Raw genomic sequence first — 16,521 nt, forward strand, 5'->3', positions numbered from 1 at the left:
CGGGCTTATTTTATTATTCCAGGATGCGGTTCATTTCATCTACATCCATCTGTCCGTTGGGTTCAGGGTTTTTGCCAAGTGTCATTACTCCACTCCCCCCACAGACACTGCAGGTATATTTCCATTCTTCATCATCCATCAATAATCCTGCACCATCGCAGGCTTTACAAATCTGGTTGCGGTCTACCATAATTGTTCCTCCTTATCATTGACTTGTCTTCCTTTAATCCAGTTGATCAGCCCGCCTTTCAGCATCATATCGATTTGCCGGTCAGAAAGCGCATGTTCCAATTGAATGGTTTGTTTTCCCTGAATATTTGCTTTGACTATTGTTCCTGTTTGAATGCTTTTTCTTAAATCGTCCAATTGAATGACATCGCCTTTTTCCAATTGGTCGTAGTCCTTATCATCACGGAAAGTAAGTGGAAGGACACCAAAGTTCACCAGGTTCTGCCAATGGATTCTGGCAAAGTCTTTGGCAATGACAACCCGGAGACCTAAATATCTTGGTGCCAGCGCAGCGTGTTCCCGGCTTGATCCCTGGCCATAGTTATAGCCTCCGATTAAAGCGTGTCCGCCTTCTTCTCTTATTTTCATTGACCGGTCATAGTAAGTATCGTCAATAATTTCGAAAGAGAATTTGCTTATCTCAGGCAAGTTGCTTCGGTAAGGCAAGACTCTGGAACCGCCTGCAAGGATTTCATCGGTAGAAATGTTATCGCCCATTTTAAGCAGGACAGGTACCTTTAACATATCAGGAAGTGGACTCATTTCAGGAATAGAGGCGATATTCGGTCCTTTTTCTAATGTCACTTGCTTCGCTTCTTCCAATGGCAGAGGCTTTTCCAACAAATCGACATCAATCGTTGGATGGGTGATTTCCCTTACTTTTGGATATTTCATCTCAAGAATTCGAGGGTCGGTTATTTTTCCGGTAAGAGCAGATGCAGCAGCTGTCTCCGGGCTGCATAAAAACACGCTGTCTTCGCGGGTACCGGACCTTCCAGGAAAGTTCCGGGGCGTCGTCCGGAGGCTATTCCTTCCGGTAGCCGGTGCCTGGCCCATCCCGATACAACCGTTACAGCCTGCCTGGTGTAGTCTGGCACCAGAACTTAACAGGCTTGCAATATGACTTTCTTTCACTAGATCCGTAAGCATCTGACGGGAAGAAGGGTTAATGTCGAAAGAAATTCCTTTTGAAATTTGTTTCCCTTTTACAATTTCGGCTGCGATAGCAAAGTCTCTGTAACCAGGGTTGGCGGATGACCCGACATAGGATTGGTAGATCGGTTCACCTTCCAGATCTTTGACAGGTACGACATTTTCCGGGCTGGATGGTTTGGCAATCATCGGTTCGATTTCAGATAAATTGATTTCTTCGTTAATGTCGTAAGCTGCTCCTTCATCTGCGAGGATTTCCACCCAGGCATCCTCCCGCTGCTGGCTTTTCAAGTAACGGTGGACTTCTTTATCTGAAGGGAACACCGTTGCAGTAGCCCCAAGCTCTGCCCCCATATTAGCAATGACATGCCGGTCCATAGCACTTAAGTGCTTTAGTCCTGGTCCGTAATATTCGATGATTCTGCCTACACCGCCTTTCACATCATGGCGCCGCAATAATTCTAAAATCACATCTTTAGCACTTACCCAGTCGGGAAGTTCTCCAGTGAGTCTGATTCCCCATATCTGTGGCATTTTTACAAAAAAAGGTTCCCCGGCAATAGCCATCGCAACATCAATTCCACCGGCACCCATGGCAAGCATACCCATGCAGCCATTCGCACAGGTGTGACTGTCTGAACCAAGTAATGTTTTCCCCGGTTCAGCCAGTCGTTGCATATGGACAGGGTGACTTACTCCGTTACCTGGCCGGCTGTAGTAGAGGCCGAACCTTCGGGCAGCACTTTGTAGAAAAAGGTGATCATCCGGGTTTTTATTATCCTCCTGAATAATATTGTGGTCGACATACTGGGCAGAAGCTTCTGTTTTTGCACGCTCGAGATTCATTGCTTCAAGCTCCAGCATAACCATCGTCCCTGTTGCATCTTGTGTAAGCGTCTGGTCAATTCTTAAGCCGATTTCTTCGCCAGCTTTCATTTCGCCGGATATGAGGTGACTGCTGATCAATTTCTCGCTGACATTCATAGCCATAGTTTTCCCTCCTCATCAAGGACGAAGTACCACTTTGATACAATCGTCTTTTTTTCCATTAAAAATTTTATAACCATGGGCAGCCTGCTCCAAAGGCAGGTGGTGGGTAATGATATCCGTGGGATCAATTTCCTCATTAACGATTTGCTGATACAGCCTCTCCATATAAGCCCTGGCATGTGCCTGGCCCATTTTTAGTTGGACGTTACGAGAAAAAAATGCACCCAATGGAAACATATTGTAAAGACCACCATAAACACCTGTAAGCTGCACTGTCCCACATTTTTTCACAGCTTTAGCAGCGATTTGAATGGGACCCAAAGTTCCACCTTGTAATTTTAATTTCTGCTGTACAAATTCTAATGGTGATTTTTTACCATCCATTCCGACACAATCAATGACAACGTCTGCACCGCCTTTAGTTACTTCTTTTAATACCTCTCCCATATCCTCATGCGCGGTGAAGTCAAATGTATCTGTTTTGTTAGTAAGCTTGGAATGGTTCAGCCGGTAAGGCAGATAATCAACAGCAATCACTCGGGCTGCCCCTTTCTGCCAGGAGAACTTTTGAGCCATTAAACCCACAGGGCCACAGCCCAGGACAATTACTGTGTCACCACTTTTGACACCAGCATTTTCAACACTCCAGTAAGCGGTAGGAAGAACATCGGAGAGAAACAACAAAGAATCGTCTTCCAGCTCACAATCCTCTGGAATGAGAAAGGGAGTATAGTTGCCAAATGGCACCCGGAGGTACTCTGCCTGGCCGCCTGGATAGTTCCCAAACTTTTCTGAGTAGCCCAAATAACCCCCGGAATCATAATGGGGATTAGCGTTATCACACTGGCTTTCCTGGTTGTTATGGCAATAGGGACAGGTACCGCATGCCACAGTAAACGGAATGACAACCCGGTCGCCTTTTTTTACTTTGGTTACATCTTTTCCTGTCTCCTCAACAATCCCCATTGGCTCATGACCAATGACATACCCGATCGGCAAAGGAAAGTTTCCCTGGTAAAGATGTAAGTCCGACCCGCAAATAGCGGTTGAAGTTATTCTTATAATGACATCTTGAGAATCCTGTATCGTCGGATAATCTGTTTTTTTAACACTGACGGAATATTTACCTTGATAAGTGACTGCTTTCATGGCTCCTCCTTGGATTGTTTTTCTATGTGTTAAGGTAGCCTATTTGTCGTAACTTATGTATGCATCAGCAGGTTGGTATGTTTTTTGGAGCCCGGTTACAAACTAAACCGGGTGGAAGGAGTTTAGATCATGAGTAAGCAGCAAACAGATTCACAAACGAAAATACCTTGGTGGCAGCTGACACTGATTGGAGTAGGGTGTACGATTGGCACAGGGTTTTTCCTGGGATCCGCATTAGCAATCAAACAGGGAGGACCTGCTGTTATTCTTACGTTCCTCCTTGCCGCCGCAGGGACGTATATCGTATTTGATGCCTTGGCCAGGATGACTGCCGAAGATCCGGAAAAGGGTTCCTTCCGTTCTTACGCGAAAAAAGCATACGGCCGATGGGCAGGCTTCTCCAATGGGTGGGTGTATTGGACATCAGAGCTTTTGATTATGGGCAGCCAGTTGACTGCCCTTGCAATATTTTCGCAGTTTTGGTTTCCTCATATGCCGTTATGGTTATTATCTGCTATTTATGGTCTCTTAGGGATCGGGATTATCATTACTGGTGTGTCCGGATTCGAACGATTTGAAAATATTTTTGCAGTAATCAAGACAGCAGCAATTGTAATGTTCATCATCATAGCTGCTTTAGCTGTGTCTGGTGTGTTAGGAGGGGGACAAGCTGAACGCCCATTGGAGTGGAACGGGAGAGGGCTGTTTCCTGCAGGGGTGACTGGTTTGTGGGCAGCGTTGATTTATGCCTTCTATGCATTTGGGGGAATCGAAGTAATGGGGATAATGGCAAATGAATTGAAAGACCCGAAGGAAGCCCCAAAATCAGGAAAAGTAATGCTGACCGTACTTGCGATCATTTATGTCACATCACTAGGATTAGCAATTTTCCTTGTTTCCTGGGAAAAATACAATGCGGATGAGAGTCCCTTTATCACGGCATTAGCTAAATACGATTTGGCTTTTGTACCACATGTTTTTAATGGGGCGTTGGTAATAGGCGGGTTTTCTACTATGGTCGCATCTCTTTATGCTATTACCACCATTCTTTCTACACTTGCGGAAGATAAGGATGCCCCGGCGTTTTTTGCAAAAACCGGAAAAAGAGGTGTCCCTTATCATGCCTTGTGTTTAACCGTTTCGGGATTGGCGGCATCGATCGTAGTAGCTCTGCTGCTACCTGAAAAAATTTATGAATACTTAACAACAGCTGCCGGGTTGATGTTGCTTTATACATGGATTTTCATATTGTTTTCTTATAGCAAATTGATGGACTTGTCAGGGAAGACCAATGTGAAATGGTGGGCTGGACTTTTCTTGATTGCAGCAGCTGTCAGTGGAACATTGTTTGATAAGACGAGCAGGGTCGGCTTCTTCATCAGCCTGTTATTCCTGGCAGTAATAGCTCTGGTGACCTTTTTGATGAGAAAGAAGTGGAAGCAAGCTTCATGATTTTTAAGAGTCTGCTAAGGGAGCAGGTGCTTCCAGTTTAAATCTGTGACTTTACCAATCGTACGGTTGGTCATGCAATTGGAAGTCTGTTTATAAATGAAACAGCATTTTAACTGCCTGCATAGCGAAGTAGAATGCAAAGCCGAATAAGCATATTCCTGATAAAACAGAGATCCGCTTCAAGGTACGCGGGGTGAGCGCGCGTCGGAACCAGCTCGATACGACTGCCATCGTAATATCCCACAGCATCAATCCTAATAAGATCGCCCCGCCGTATAATACCAGGTGCAGCTGATCATAGCGGTTGATAGTATTTGCTAACACGGATCCGTAAATGCCGAGCCAGAAAAGAATGGATAAAGGGTTGGTAATAGCAATCAAAAACCCCGTTGAGAATGTTTTGGTTAAGGAGTCTTTCTGGCGATTATAATCCACCTCAGCTTTATGAGAGCTGGCAATACTTTCAAAACCTGTATACAAGAGGACAAATGTACCGAATGACCATAAAAATGTTTTCATGAACGGAATTTCAAGAAAATGGACAACCCCAAAAAAGACGGATATGATAAAGCAAATTTCAGCGACAATCGCCCCTAAACCGATTAGCCAGGAATGAAAAAAACCGTTTTTGATCCCCTGATTGATTTGCGCAGCATTAATTGGACCAATGGGGGCTGCCAGCGACAGCCCGAGGAAAACATAACTAAGAAAAACACCCAAACCACTCACTCCTTCACGATATGTAGTAGCTTGTACAATATGTATGCACAAACAACCCAGTGTACCACTGCAATAAAAAAGCACATCGTCTCCTGGACGGTGTGCTCGGCGCTTTATTTATTATTCGCTTGATTTGTTTCTTCGATTAACCGTAATAAGTCAGTGGCTCGCTGCATGTCATGGTTGCCGATCCCTCTGAATAAGTCGGGATTATGGGTTGCTTCATTCAGCATCTCTTCCGCTTGTTTGACCTGTTGCTGTGCCTCTGTAAATCCGCTTCGTTCTTCCTGAGCCCTTTCTACTGCTCGCTTTGCCTGGTTAAGCTGCTCCATTACAGACTGGAAATCTTGTTGACCCTTCATGGTTTATCATCCTTTTTATTGTTAATTTGCCTGATAAGGTGAGTTTTATCCGCAGCATATGTATCTGATCCAAACAAAAAGTCCATCACGGCTCACGCCGTATGGACTTCATTTAAGCAGGGGAGGGTTTATTAATAGCCCCAACCGCCGCCATAGCCACCGCCATAACCGCCTCCTGCATAGGATGCTCCTATAATAATCAATAGGATAAACAATACGACTAATAAAGCGAAACCACCGCCATAACCTTTACTCATCAAAGCACCTCCTTTCTATTTGTATATGTTGCAAGATGACGAATGTACTGGGGAAATGCCTATTCCTGATGAATTTAGGCAGGGGAAAGAAGTCTTGTTCAAACGTTCAAAGAAAGAGGGAAAAGGCTACGGAACCCCTGTCATAAATTGAAGAAATAAAGTGATAGTTGTAGAAAAGGGGGTCATTTCCTCCTGAAAATAAGGTATGATAGTAGTAATATAAAAGTATTACAAATACATCTTAAGAAATAGGGGGATGCGGTTTGACAAAAGAGCCGGAAATTAATGTAGGGGGACTTACTTTCGCGTGGGAGATGGAAGAGGGGCGCTTTCTATTCGAAGGAGAAGACGCTGTCCTTTTTTGGATAACTTCTGCGATGAGATCTTTTTTTGATACCATTGAGGAAGTTTCAGGAGAAGAAGCCGCAAATTTAGTTATGGAAACTACTGGTTTTCGTCAAGGATCTGTGGTGGGGGAATATTTTCAAAACAAAGGCGTGGACATAGAAGAAGTAGCTAAAATATTGCCCAATACATACGCTTCAGCTGGATGGGGAAAAGCGGAAATTATAAATATTGACAGAGAAAATAAAACCCTTACTGTTAAACTGAAGAACGACTGGGAACATAAGATCAATAAGGTTCAAGGGAAAGAGAAGCGTGGTTCCTTTCTCCCCGCCCATTATGCTGGCATATTCTCCGGCCTGTTCGGGTCCACGATATGGTATGAGGTCCAACAGTCCCAGCTGGAAGGCAATGACTACACCTATATCAACTATTTTCCTGAGGATGTCAACGTAGCACGTAATATCCATGATCTGACCCGCAAAAAAGAGGCTGAGCAAATTCGCCATTTAGAAGGTTTAGTTGAGGATAAAACAAGGGATTTGAAAGAATTGGTCAGAACTCTATCTTCACCGATTATCCCTGTTCTGGAAGGAATCGTCGTGGTTCCTTTACTTGGCCGATATGATGAAGAACGTGCAGACGAGTTAATTACCAAGACACTTACCAACCTGCCAGAATACAAAGCTTCCTATCTCGTATTAGATTTGACAGGTCTTGATAATGATCTTACCAGTTATACGGCTAGCTTAATCGAAAAAATGGGAACCGCCGCCAGCCTGATCGGTACAAAAGTCATCATAGTCGGTATCTCTGCAAAACTTGGGAGAATCATTGCCAATACAGAGATTGATTTATCAAAATTCGATTGCTTCCAGAATTTGCAGCATGGAATCCACTACGCCCTTGCTCAAAACGGCCGCCGGATTGTTTGACCCCTGCTTACTGCAATTGTTTGATGGTCACCTCATGTGGGTAAGTATAGAACAAGTACCAAATCAATTGAGAATGAGGTGAAAATAATGGGTAGACTTATAAGAAGGATATTTAAATACGCACCGGTCATCTATCCAATGGTCCGAAAGTTTATGAATAAACGTAGAAGCAGAAAATCTACACTTTAATATATGTCGCCCCTTCAACAAGGGGCGATTTTTTATTTTAGAAATTATGTACCACATGAAATGCGGATGACTCAAGGTACGAGTCCTCCGCTGGTAACTACTTCTTCAATTTTTCCAGGTTGGTTTCATGGAACTTTGATCCTTCGACTTCATTGACGATACTGAAAGGATTTCCGTCTGGATCAAGGAATTCAAATGCATACATGCCCCCGAAATCATCAATTTTGCTGACAACTACACCTTTTTTATAGAGGTCCTGGTGCGCTTCATGAATATCTGTAACTAAAAAATTATAGTAACTGTTTTTTTTACCTTTCACTACTTCGAATTCAGTAGGCTGGGGATTTTCTACTTCTATTAATCCTAGCTGGGCGTCCCCCTTCTTAAAAACGAAGCCCGCACCTCTTTCTCCAAAATCCCATTTGTCGACGAAGATAGCTCCTAAATTTTCCTGATACCATTTCATGGATTCCTCAAGATTTGTCACAGGTATGAAAATACTGCCAACCTTAAACATAGCAACATCTCCTTTGAAGGATTACTTATAAAATTAAATTCGCTGAAAGCGTCCATTTTCCTTCTTTTTTCCTGCACATCCATCGTATTAAATTAACAGAAGTGTGCATAAAAGAAGACGCCTGGTAAGGGGCGTCTTTAATGTTGGTTAGGAAATGATAAATTTTTTTGTGGATAACTTCAGATAGTGGGTGTCATCCAGCTCCAGCGCCTACCCCCTCGAGGTCTTAAGTCAATCCTCTCTGTGATTAGAAAAACTTGGCTTATCGCCAAGGGTGTATGGCGAAAGCCTTAGTTTTACTTATACTTTAAACCTTTATTAAACTTGATTTGACTAAAAGTACAAAGAACGTCACGGCGAGGCTTGTCTTAAGCTTGTCGGGGGTGAGCAAGGCGCTTGTGCTTTTGTTCATTAACTATTATTTTGATGGAACGGACATTTGCCGGTAACCGGTTTGACATCGTCTCCAATGAAGTATTGTTTCCATTCATGATGGGTTGGATCACCATAATGGCTGATGTCCGGGTGTTTCGGAATCTGGTCCCACTTTTCCACTCGTTCGCGGACTTTTTCACGAGACATAATACCGCCTTTACTTGTACCTTCTAATCCTTCGAAAATTTTTCTGGGCTGGAACCCAAGCACCAAAGAATTTCCCAGGTTCCGTGTTTTCCTCTGTTTGTAAGCGGGGGAGTTTCCGAAAACAAAGAACGGCTCACCTGCGAATGAAAATGCCCATAAGTGATGATTGGGGTCTGTCGGATAATCCACCGGCCAAGGTTCCCGATCATGGTCGTTCAAATAATTTAATATTTTCCAGAAATAATCCCGATAATATTCAATCGACTTTTCTTCTTGCTCCGGTTCTACAAATAAGAAAAAACCATGCCGGATAAATGGGGGTTCTTCAAACAATTTCATGAATTCTTCTACTGTGTTGGGGAGGTGGGACCAGTCGTCATGGTTTAAGAAAGAATAACGAAGTTCACCTTTCTTTTCTGCTCCCATCCCAAAGTAACAAGGGAATGTTTTATCAGTAACGATATCATGGAAGGTTTCATATTCTTCTGGCAGCCAGTCAGGTACAATCGATTTATCTTTCATATCTTGTTTTTTTAGCAGGAAACTATCTTTTTTCATAAAAGCGACTCCTTTCCATACATACACTGAATATCTTTTTCCCGATACAGACTAAATACAAACACAGTAATGGTCTGGTACATTATGGACAAACTAATGATGAAAAATAATGGAATGGAGGCTGAATGTTATGCACAGAAAATTTACGTTATCAATAATCTTAATGATGGGTATTCTAGGATTCGGAGTTCCTTTGGGGACGCAGGCAGAAGATGATAACGGGACTATCATGCACAGTCATGAACTAAAAGAAAATGACCATCATAAAGAAATCCGAAAAAAAATCAAACAATTCGAGGAACGTGGCTATAAGCAAGAAAATATAAGGAAAGCCATTCTTATTGCCAAACATGCTGATGTCGAGCCACAAAAAGTATTGGATAGTTATCAAATGACAAACTCCTGGCAAGCTACAGCAAAGAGCTTTGGGGTAGATTACGAAAAAATCAAGCAACATCATCAAGAAAAAGCAAAGGCGTTTTTCAAACAGAATAAACCGCTGATTTTAAAAGAATTGACTGCATATACAGGTGAAAATGAAACAGAGCTTGCGGATTATCTGGAGAAAGATGTCTCACTGAAAACCCTGATGAAAGCAGCCGTGGTGGCTAAACTAAGTGAAACAGAACTAGATAACATTATTAAGGAGAAACAAGACGGTAAATCATGGAAGGATATAATACGTGAAAGGGAAATTGACCCTGGTAATTTTAAATCTGAGATGAAAAATCTTTTCCACAAAGTAAAGAATAAAAGTGAATGAACAATTTTTCAGATAAATCATTGGCGTAATCCCGACTATTCTAGTAAGCTTTTAATAAACATATGCTAGTTGGGGTGAGCAAATGATCGATCTTTATAAAACTCTGATTAAAAATGACCGGCATCAGCGATTATACAACAAAGCGGCGGTGTTAGCAGAGAAGGTGAAACAACGCAGTCCCGCCTCTGACCAACAGGCTTCTTTTTCTAAAGAAAACTTAGCGGATTTGAAGCTGGAAAAGTATTTTTCCCTCCCTCTACCAGAAAATCTGGGAGGAGAAGGGCTTTCATTATATGAATTTTTATTAATGCAGGAGCGGCTTGCTGCAGGTGATGGATCGGTAGCATTATCGGTTGGATGGCATCTCGGAATTCTTATGGAACTACGTGATGAACAGCTCTGGGGTAAAACAATCTTTAATAAAGTAGCTAAAGAAATTGCAACGGAACAAAAAGTAATGAACCGTGCTGCCTCTGAACCAGCAACAGGAAGTCCGACACGGGGTGGAATACCGGAAACAAAAGCTGTGCGCAGTGGCGGCCGTTATATAATTAACGGAAGAAAAACTTTCACCTCGATGGCTGATTGCCTGGACTATTTCATCGTATCTGCTTATGTGGAAGAGCTTGGAGAAGTAAGCTGGTTTTTGATAGAAAAAAATCAGGAGGGGGTAACGGTCGAACATACCTGGGATACCCTTGGCATGCGGGGAACCGGAAGTGATGATCTTGTCTTGAAAAATGTTTCGGTAGAAGATGATAAGCTAGTCGAACTTACCAGTCAGAAATCATCCGTACCGAAAGGCTGGCTGTTGCACATTCCGGCCTGCTACCTTGGCATTGCGATTGCTGCCCGCAACGATGCGATCGACTTTGCGAAAAACTTTCAGCCGAACAGTCTCGATTATCCGATTGCTAAAGTTCCCCACATCAAGCAAAAAATAGGGGAAATAGAGTTGAAGCTTATGGAGGCGCGTTACTTCATGTATACCATTGCCGAGAGATGGGATCAGGAGCCGGAGAACAGGAAACAGCTGCATGCAGAACTGGCAGCAGTGAAAGTAACAGCGACCAATACTGCAAACGAGGTCGTCGATCTTGCTATGAGAATTGCCGGTGGAAGAGGACTGTCGAAACGATATCCTTTTGAAAAATATTACCGGGATGTCCGTGCAGGGCTGCATAATCCTCCGATGGATGATGCGGTGATAAATATGCTGGCAGAACAGGCAATTGAATGAAGGGTATGGAATGAAAATAAACTTTGATGGCAAATAAATATTAAAAGCCAGCCGTTAGTTAATGGCTGGCTTTTTGGTTGCTATTGATCTGCCAGATGATCTGCAAAAAATTTTGCGTACATAGGTAAGTCTGGAGGTCGGCGGGCTGAAATGATATGACCATCTTCGACTACTGCTTCATCGGACCATTTCGCACCGGCATTTATCATATCGTCTTTTATACCAGGTGTACTGGTTACATTCCGTCCTTCCAGTATTCCTGCCGAAATCAACACCCAGCCGGCGTGACAGATTTGTCCGATTGTTTTTTTCTGCTCATCCATATGGCGGACAAATTGCAGGACTTCCTCATATCTGCGCAGCTTATCCGGTGACCAGCCGCCGGGAACCAGAATGCCGTCATAGTCCTCGGGAGATATCTCCTTGAAAGCGTAGTCTGACTCTACTGGAACGCCATATTTTCCGGTATATTGTTTGTTTGCTTCTTTTCCTACAATGTGGACAATGGCACCTTCTTCTCTAAGTCGAAGGACCGGGTACCAGAGCTCAAGATCCTCAAACTCATCACTGACCAGTGCAATCACTTTTTTATTCTCTAAACGCATGTGGCTGCCTCCTTCTTTTGAAAGCCTAGTGTCAGTGTAACAGACAGCTCTACTATTTTTCGAAAGATAACCATGTGAAAAAGCTGTTCCCTTTGTGATGGGGGAACAGCTTTTATGCATTAGGAAGTTTCCAGTTTGTTTTTGAATTCTTCCAGTTTATTCTTTGTTTCCTGGGCCAGTTCTTTTATTTTATCGGTATCTGGCTCATCAGCCTGTGCTTCGTCTATTAAAGGATAAAGGCTTTCCTCGATATTTTTATAATCTTTTTCATAATTTTCCTCTACCTGCTTTTCGATTCGGTCCCAATCTTCTTCTAACGTTTTGCCTGCCTGGTTTATTTTAGCCGTATCATCTGAAGATTCCTTCACGGTCGTGGTCAAGTCTTCAACAGTAGCTAGTACGGCATTGACTCCGGATTGCAAGTCTGTAGAGACTTCACCACCTGAACTGGATGATTCCTTAGATTCCTTTTCTGTTTCTTCTTCAGCGGCACCTGAATCGTTGGTATCTTCTGGTTCAATCGTGTCATCGTTCCCCGATGTGCCGCAGCCTGCCAATACGAGTCCGGCTGCCAACATAAAACTTAGTAGTTTGAATAGTTTCATGAGTAGACTCCTCCTTTACTTGTTAGCAAGTATTCCCAACAAGTATGAGTTACAAACAGTGTCTTTTTACTTAATAAGAATTACTGCTTTTGAATCATATTAATAAAAGCGTAATGCCTGAAAGAAGCAAAGAAGTGATTGTCATGGCAAGCATCGGCTTTAGTGCTTTTGAACGAAGAGATGCCAGGCTTACATTAAGTCCCAATCCGACCATTGCCATGGTCAGAATAAACGTGGTAGCTGTGGAAATGAAAGAAACCAAATCTTCGTTGAGGGGAATATAAGTTCCTAATACATAACTTCCTAACAGACTGGTCGCAATGAAGCCGAGCAAGAACCATGGGAAAGCTACCTTTTCATTGGTTTCCGGAGTGCCTTTTTTTCGCATGATGTAGATGAACAGGAAGCTCAATGGGACTAATAGCAGAACACGGCCCAATTTTCCAACCAGAGCCATAGCAAGACCGTCTTCGCCGGCAGGTGCTGCTGCAAGTGCAACATGGGCAACTTCATGCAAACTGATACCTGCCCAGGAACCATAAGTAGCTGCATCGATTGGAAGTATCGGCCGGATCAGGGTATAGGCGATCGCGAATACTGTACCAATCAGAGAAATGATGCCGGCGCTGATTGCTGTATCTTCAGCCTTCGCTTTCAATATTGGTGAGACAGCTGCAATTGCGGATGCACCGCACACCCCTGTTCCTACACCAAGCAGTAAAGATAAGGAGTAATCCGCTCGGAACAACTTTGCAAATAACAAGGTTACCCCGATAGCAAATATAATCACAGCTACATCTCTAAGCAGGAGTGGTAAACCATCTTGAAAAATAACATTCATATTCAACTTCAATCCGAAAAGTATTATAGCTAGTCGTAACAAATTTTTAGCGGAGTATTGGACACCGGACCGGAGCTTTTCCGGGTAACCGAACAGCTGACGGTAAATGACAGCGAGGATGATAGCTGTGGCTAAAGGACCGATTATAGCGAGACCTGGTATCCATGCGAGTAAAAAACCAAAACAAGCAATCAATGCTGTGAACAGAATACCGGCAATCCAATATAAATGGTCTTTAGCTCTGAGATTATTTCTGATCATAGCGCACGCTCCTAAAAAGTTTTGCGTTTAAAATCACTATACGCCAGCGATAATCATTAGTAAAATATAATTTAATAATGGTAATCATTAAAAAAACTAATGGTAGGTGAAATTATGGATTTAGAGGCCCTAAGAACATTGATAGTTGTAGTTGAAGGAAAAAGTTTTACGAAAGCTGCCAAAGCTCTTTCTGTCTCCCAGCCCAGCGTCAGCCTGCATATTAAAAATCTTGAGGAACTGTTTCAAACCAAATTAATTGACCGCTCTCCCAAACATTTTCATATTACACCGACTGGAGAGATTGTTTACCAGCGGGCCAAACAAATAGCGAGTATCATTGAAAAAACACATGAAGAAATACTCTCCTACCATAATCAGCTGACTGGTTCACTGACGATCGGTGCGAGTTACACAGTTGGTGAATATATACTGCCATCTTTATTAAAGGACTTCGATCAAAACTATCCGGATATCGATTTACAGATATATATCGAAAATACAGAAAAAATCAACCGTTCTGTGCTGTTACATGAATTCGATGTCGGTCTCGTTGAAGGCCAGGTCAGATCGAAAGAACTGCGATCGTTCCCGTTCTTAGAGGATGAAATGGTATTGATCGTCCCTCCGGGCCACCCGATTCGTGAAAAAAATAATATTAAATTAAGTGATCTACAAGGACATACTTGGGTAGGGAGAGAGGAAGGATCCGGGACGAGAGATATCATGGATGCCGTATTTCGTGCCTACAGTATCAATGCAAAAAAATTGATTACTATTGGCAGTAACCATGGAGTCGTACAGGCGGTTCAGCATGGATTGGGGTTATCCTTCATTTCCCGGTCCATCGTAGAAAATAAATTCGGTGAAAATCTTATGGTCCGTCTCCCGATCATTCAGTCACCAAATCGCTTTTTTTCCTGTGTACTGCCTGCTGAAGGAGAACTATCTAAAAATGTGGAAGTGTTTGTAAAGACGCTCAAAGATAAATATAATATGGAGAAGTGAATTTTAATTCAAAAACAAGAAACCTTATTGTGCTTTATTCGTATATAAGAACAGCGGTAAAAAGGAGGTAAGCCTCAAGACCGATTTACTGTTTGATATAATTAGTACATGATATGGGTGTGCAAAAGGATTTGCACGAATAATCCTGAAAACAAGGAGAAGAAGTTATGCTAAAACGTATAGGTTTAATTATGATGGCACTGGTTATCTGGGCAGGAGCTGGATTGACGCCAATTGTGTCTGCTTCTACGGATGGCACCAGTGATCAGGGAATCAACGAGAAGCTTGGAGTGCCGATTGTGGTTTATGGTGATACATTGACAGACGCTCAGGAAGAAGAAGTCCGGAACCTATTAGAAGTGGAAAATCGTAAAAATGTGGATGAGTTTTATGTAGATGGACAGGATATAGCCAATTATATTAATGGCAACCCGAATTCGCGGATGTTTTCTTCTGTGAAAATCACGCCCCAGGAGCAAGGGGAAGGCCTTAAAGTCAATATTGTGACACCTGATAATATAACAGCGGTGACTAAAGAAATGTATGCCAACGCTTTGCTGACTGCGGGTGTAGAAGATGCGATTGTCGACGTAGCATCCCCAGTAAAAGTAACGGGACATTCCGCACTGACCGGTATTTATAAGGCCTATGATTCTAAAGGAGTCAAGCTGGATGAAGAACGGATGGAAGTCGCCAGTGAAGAGTTGGATGTCGCCACTGAACTTGCCGAGAAGTCGGGTGTCGATAAAGAAAAAGTCAGTGAACTGCTAACCGAAATCAAAAAAGAAATGGCAGCTCAAAATCCTGCAACAAAGGAAGAAATCGAGCAGATTATCAATGAAAAGCTGCAATCCCTGAATATTGAGCTAAGTGAGCAAGACCGACAGTTATTGATCAATCTTTTTGAAAAGATGCGAGCATTGAATATCAACTTTGACCAAGTGCAAAGGCAGCTTGAAGATATCACCTCAAGTGTCAAGGAAGTGCTGGGCGATAAAGGCTTCTGGCAGAAAGTTTCAACTTTCCTGCAGCGTATTGTTCAGGCCCTTTCTGATTTCTTCACCAGCATATTTGGTTGATTATCATCGAGTGTAGACCAGTGTTGGCTTACACTCGATTTTTGTATGTAAAAAAGCTTAGGGAAGAGCCCTAAGCTTTTGTTACATCCAGTTTCAGCGCCTACCCCCTCGAGGTCTTAAGTCAACCCTCAATGTGATTAGAAAAACTTGGCTTATCGCCGCTTCCTAATGGCGAAAGCTTTAGTTTTTCTTATACTTTGATCCTTTAATAAAGTTAGTCTGTATTAAAGTACAAAGGCCGTCACTGCGAGGATTGTCTTAAGCTTGTCGGGGGTGAGCAAGGCGCTTGCGCTTTTGTTTAATAGTAAGGTGAAATCATCAGGTAGACAATAACTCCAGTTAGACTTACGTACAACCAGAGCGGCATTGTCCATCTGGCTATTTTACGATGCTTGTCCACCTTCATAGCAAGCCCGCGGAAAAGAGTGAGTAATGCTAACGGTACAATCACCGCTGCCAGGATGATATGAGTAATCAATATAAAGTAATAGATTGTCTGCAATATTCCTTCTCCCCCGTAAGATGTGGAGGAAGCCATGGAGTGATAGGTCAGATAAGATACAAGGAATAATGCGGTGGACGTGAAAGCTGCGAATATGAACCGCTTATGCCAGGTAACATTTTTTCGTAAAATCATAAACAATGCTGCCAGTAGAAATACGAAAGTAAAGGAGTTCAAAATGGCATTGAGAAGCGGCAGTAAAGTAATATCAAAGCTGGTAACACTGTCTATTTTTGGTACAAACAACAGGGCTACGACAATCAGGTTGATTGCGATTGATAAGCCCACTACCCAAGGCACATAGTTGAATTCTTTATTGATATTCAATGTCGATTCCCCATCTCTAAAAATATAATTCACCCCTTAGTATATCGAAGTGTAATAGGAGAAGCACCTTTAAAAT

The 16,521-nt window shown here is 42.7% G+C and carries 17 protein-coding genes and 1 pseudogene; 6 read left to right on the forward strand and 12 right to left on the reverse strand.

Annotation, left to right across the window (positions count from 1 at the left end; all coding sequences use genetic code 11):
• Positions 1 to 13: 13 nt before the first annotated feature.
• From P855_RS22440 to P855_RS0119280, 3 genes are read right to left on the reverse strand one after another with little or no spacing between them, the layout of a single operon-like run.
• Positions 14 to 190 (reverse strand): hypothetical protein, encoded by a 177-nt coding sequence (locus P855_RS22440; protein WP_200865975.1) that lies wholly within the window; start codon positions 188 to 190, stop codon positions 14 to 16.
• On the reverse strand, positions 184 to 2,151 hold the full coding sequence (locus tag P855_RS0119275; RefSeq protein WP_028785074.1) for an aconitate hydratase: 1,968 nt from the start codon (positions 2,149 to 2,151) through the stop codon (positions 184 to 186). Before P855_RS0119275 ends, P855_RS22440 begins: the two co-directional genes overlap by 7 nt.
• Positions 2,152 to 2,166: 15 nt before the next feature.
• A complete protein-coding gene (locus tag P855_RS0119280; protein ID WP_028785075.1) occupies positions 2,167 to 3,300 on the reverse strand; it encodes a zinc-dependent alcohol dehydrogenase in 1,134 nt (377 codons plus the stop codon).
• 129 nt (positions 3,301 to 3,429) lie between these two features.
• Between P855_RS0119280 and P855_RS0119285 the strand changes: the two genes are divergently transcribed.
• Positions 3,430 to 4,752, forward strand: a complete 1,323-nt coding sequence (locus P855_RS0119285) for an amino acid permease (protein WP_028785076.1) — start codon at positions 3,430 to 3,432, stop codon at positions 4,750 to 4,752.
• Between the two features lie 90 nt (positions 4,753 to 4,842).
• Here the strand turns inward: P855_RS0119285 and P855_RS0119290 are convergent, their stop codons facing one another.
• The 3 genes and pseudogenes from P855_RS0119290 to P855_RS22585 form a co-directional block, all read right to left on the reverse strand.
• Positions 4,843 to 5,472, reverse strand: a complete 630-nt coding sequence (locus tag P855_RS0119290; RefSeq protein WP_028785077.1) for a LysE family transporter — start codon at positions 5,470 to 5,472, stop codon at positions 4,843 to 4,845.
• A 113-nt stretch (positions 5,473 to 5,585) separates the two neighbouring features.
• Positions 5,586 to 5,834 (reverse strand): hypothetical protein, encoded by a 249-nt coding sequence (locus P855_RS0119295; RefSeq protein WP_028785078.1) that lies wholly within the window; start codon positions 5,832 to 5,834, stop codon positions 5,586 to 5,588.
• A gap of 173 nt (positions 5,835 to 6,007) precedes the next feature.
• Positions 6,008 to 6,091: pseudogene (locus P855_RS22585) on the reverse strand (YjcZ family sporulation protein); the annotation flags it as partial.
• A 263-nt stretch (positions 6,092 to 6,354) separates the two neighbouring features.
• Between P855_RS22585 and P855_RS0119305 the strand changes: the two are divergent.
• Positions 6,355 to 7,371, forward strand: coding sequence for an STAS domain-containing protein (locus tag P855_RS0119305; RefSeq protein WP_028785079.1), 1,017 nt, complete (start codon positions 6,355 to 6,357; stop codon positions 7,369 to 7,371).
• A 286-nt stretch (positions 7,372 to 7,657) separates the two neighbouring features.
• Here P855_RS0119305 and P855_RS0119310 read toward each other — a convergent pair whose 3' ends face one another.
• Both P855_RS0119310 and P855_RS0119315 read right to left on the reverse strand, forming a co-directional pair.
• The gene (locus P855_RS0119310; protein WP_028785080.1) at positions 7,658 to 8,077 is read right to left on the reverse strand and encodes a VOC family protein; all 420 of its coding nucleotides are present in this window, start codon (positions 8,075 to 8,077) and stop codon (positions 7,658 to 7,660) included.
• Between the two features lie 411 nt (positions 8,078 to 8,488).
• Positions 8,489 to 9,217, reverse strand: a complete 729-nt coding sequence (locus tag P855_RS0119315; protein WP_028785081.1) for a YqcI/YcgG family protein — start codon at positions 9,215 to 9,217, stop codon at positions 8,489 to 8,491.
• Positions 9,218 to 9,347: 130 nt separating this feature from the next.
• On the opposite strand from P855_RS0119315, the gene P855_RS0119320 reads away from it, so the two are divergent.
• Together P855_RS0119320 and P855_RS0119325 are read left to right on the forward strand one after the other, a co-directional pair.
• Positions 9,348 to 9,980, forward strand: coding sequence for a hypothetical protein (locus P855_RS0119320; protein ID WP_028785082.1), 633 nt, complete (start codon positions 9,348 to 9,350; stop codon positions 9,978 to 9,980).
• An 82-nt stretch (positions 9,981 to 10,062) separates the two neighbouring features.
• Complete coding sequence (locus P855_RS0119325) at positions 10,063 to 11,220, forward strand: acyl-CoA dehydrogenase family protein (protein ID WP_028785083.1); 1,158 nt, start codon at positions 10,063 to 10,065, stop codon at positions 11,218 to 11,220.
• A gap of 80 nt (positions 11,221 to 11,300) precedes the next feature.
• Here P855_RS0119325 and P855_RS0119330 read toward each other — a convergent pair whose 3' ends face one another.
• The 3 genes from P855_RS0119330 to P855_RS0119340 form a co-directional block, all read right to left on the reverse strand.
• Positions 11,301 to 11,825: a type 1 glutamine amidotransferase domain-containing protein gene (locus P855_RS0119330; RefSeq protein ID WP_028785084.1), complete on the reverse strand. Its 525-nt coding sequence runs from the start codon at positions 11,823 to 11,825 to the stop codon at positions 11,301 to 11,303.
• 119 nt (positions 11,826 to 11,944) lie between these two features.
• Complete coding sequence (locus P855_RS21625; RefSeq protein ID WP_028785085.1) at positions 11,945 to 12,430, reverse strand: hypothetical protein; 486 nt, start codon at positions 12,428 to 12,430, stop codon at positions 11,945 to 11,947.
• Positions 12,431 to 12,524: 94 nt separating this feature from the next.
• A complete protein-coding gene (locus tag P855_RS0119340) occupies positions 12,525 to 13,532 on the reverse strand; it encodes a YeiH family protein (RefSeq protein ID WP_028785086.1) in 1,008 nt (335 codons plus the stop codon).
• 114 nt (positions 13,533 to 13,646) lie between these two features.
• Between P855_RS0119340 and P855_RS0119345 the strand changes: the two genes are divergently transcribed.
• Together P855_RS0119345 and P855_RS0119350 are read left to right on the forward strand one after the other, a co-directional pair.
• Positions 13,647 to 14,537 (forward strand): LysR family transcriptional regulator, encoded by an 891-nt coding sequence (locus P855_RS0119345; RefSeq protein ID WP_028785087.1) that lies wholly within the window; start codon positions 13,647 to 13,649, stop codon positions 14,535 to 14,537.
• A 167-nt stretch (positions 14,538 to 14,704) separates the two neighbouring features.
• Positions 14,705 to 15,616, forward strand: a complete 912-nt coding sequence (locus P855_RS0119350; RefSeq protein WP_028785088.1) for a DUF1002 domain-containing protein — start codon at positions 14,705 to 14,707, stop codon at positions 15,614 to 15,616.
• A gap of 298 nt (positions 15,617 to 15,914) precedes the next feature.
• Here the strand turns inward: P855_RS0119350 and P855_RS0119355 are convergent, their stop codons facing one another.
• Complete coding sequence (locus P855_RS0119355; protein WP_028785089.1) at positions 15,915 to 16,445, reverse strand: DUF420 domain-containing protein; 531 nt, start codon at positions 16,443 to 16,445, stop codon at positions 15,915 to 15,917.
• Positions 16,446 to 16,521 lie beyond the last annotated feature (76 nt).

Origin of the sequence: Thalassobacillus devorans MSP14 (assembly GCF_000496835.1) — a bacterium.
Classification (GTDB): Bacteria; Bacillota; Bacilli; order Bacillales; family Halobacillaceae; genus Thalassobacillus; species Thalassobacillus devorans_B.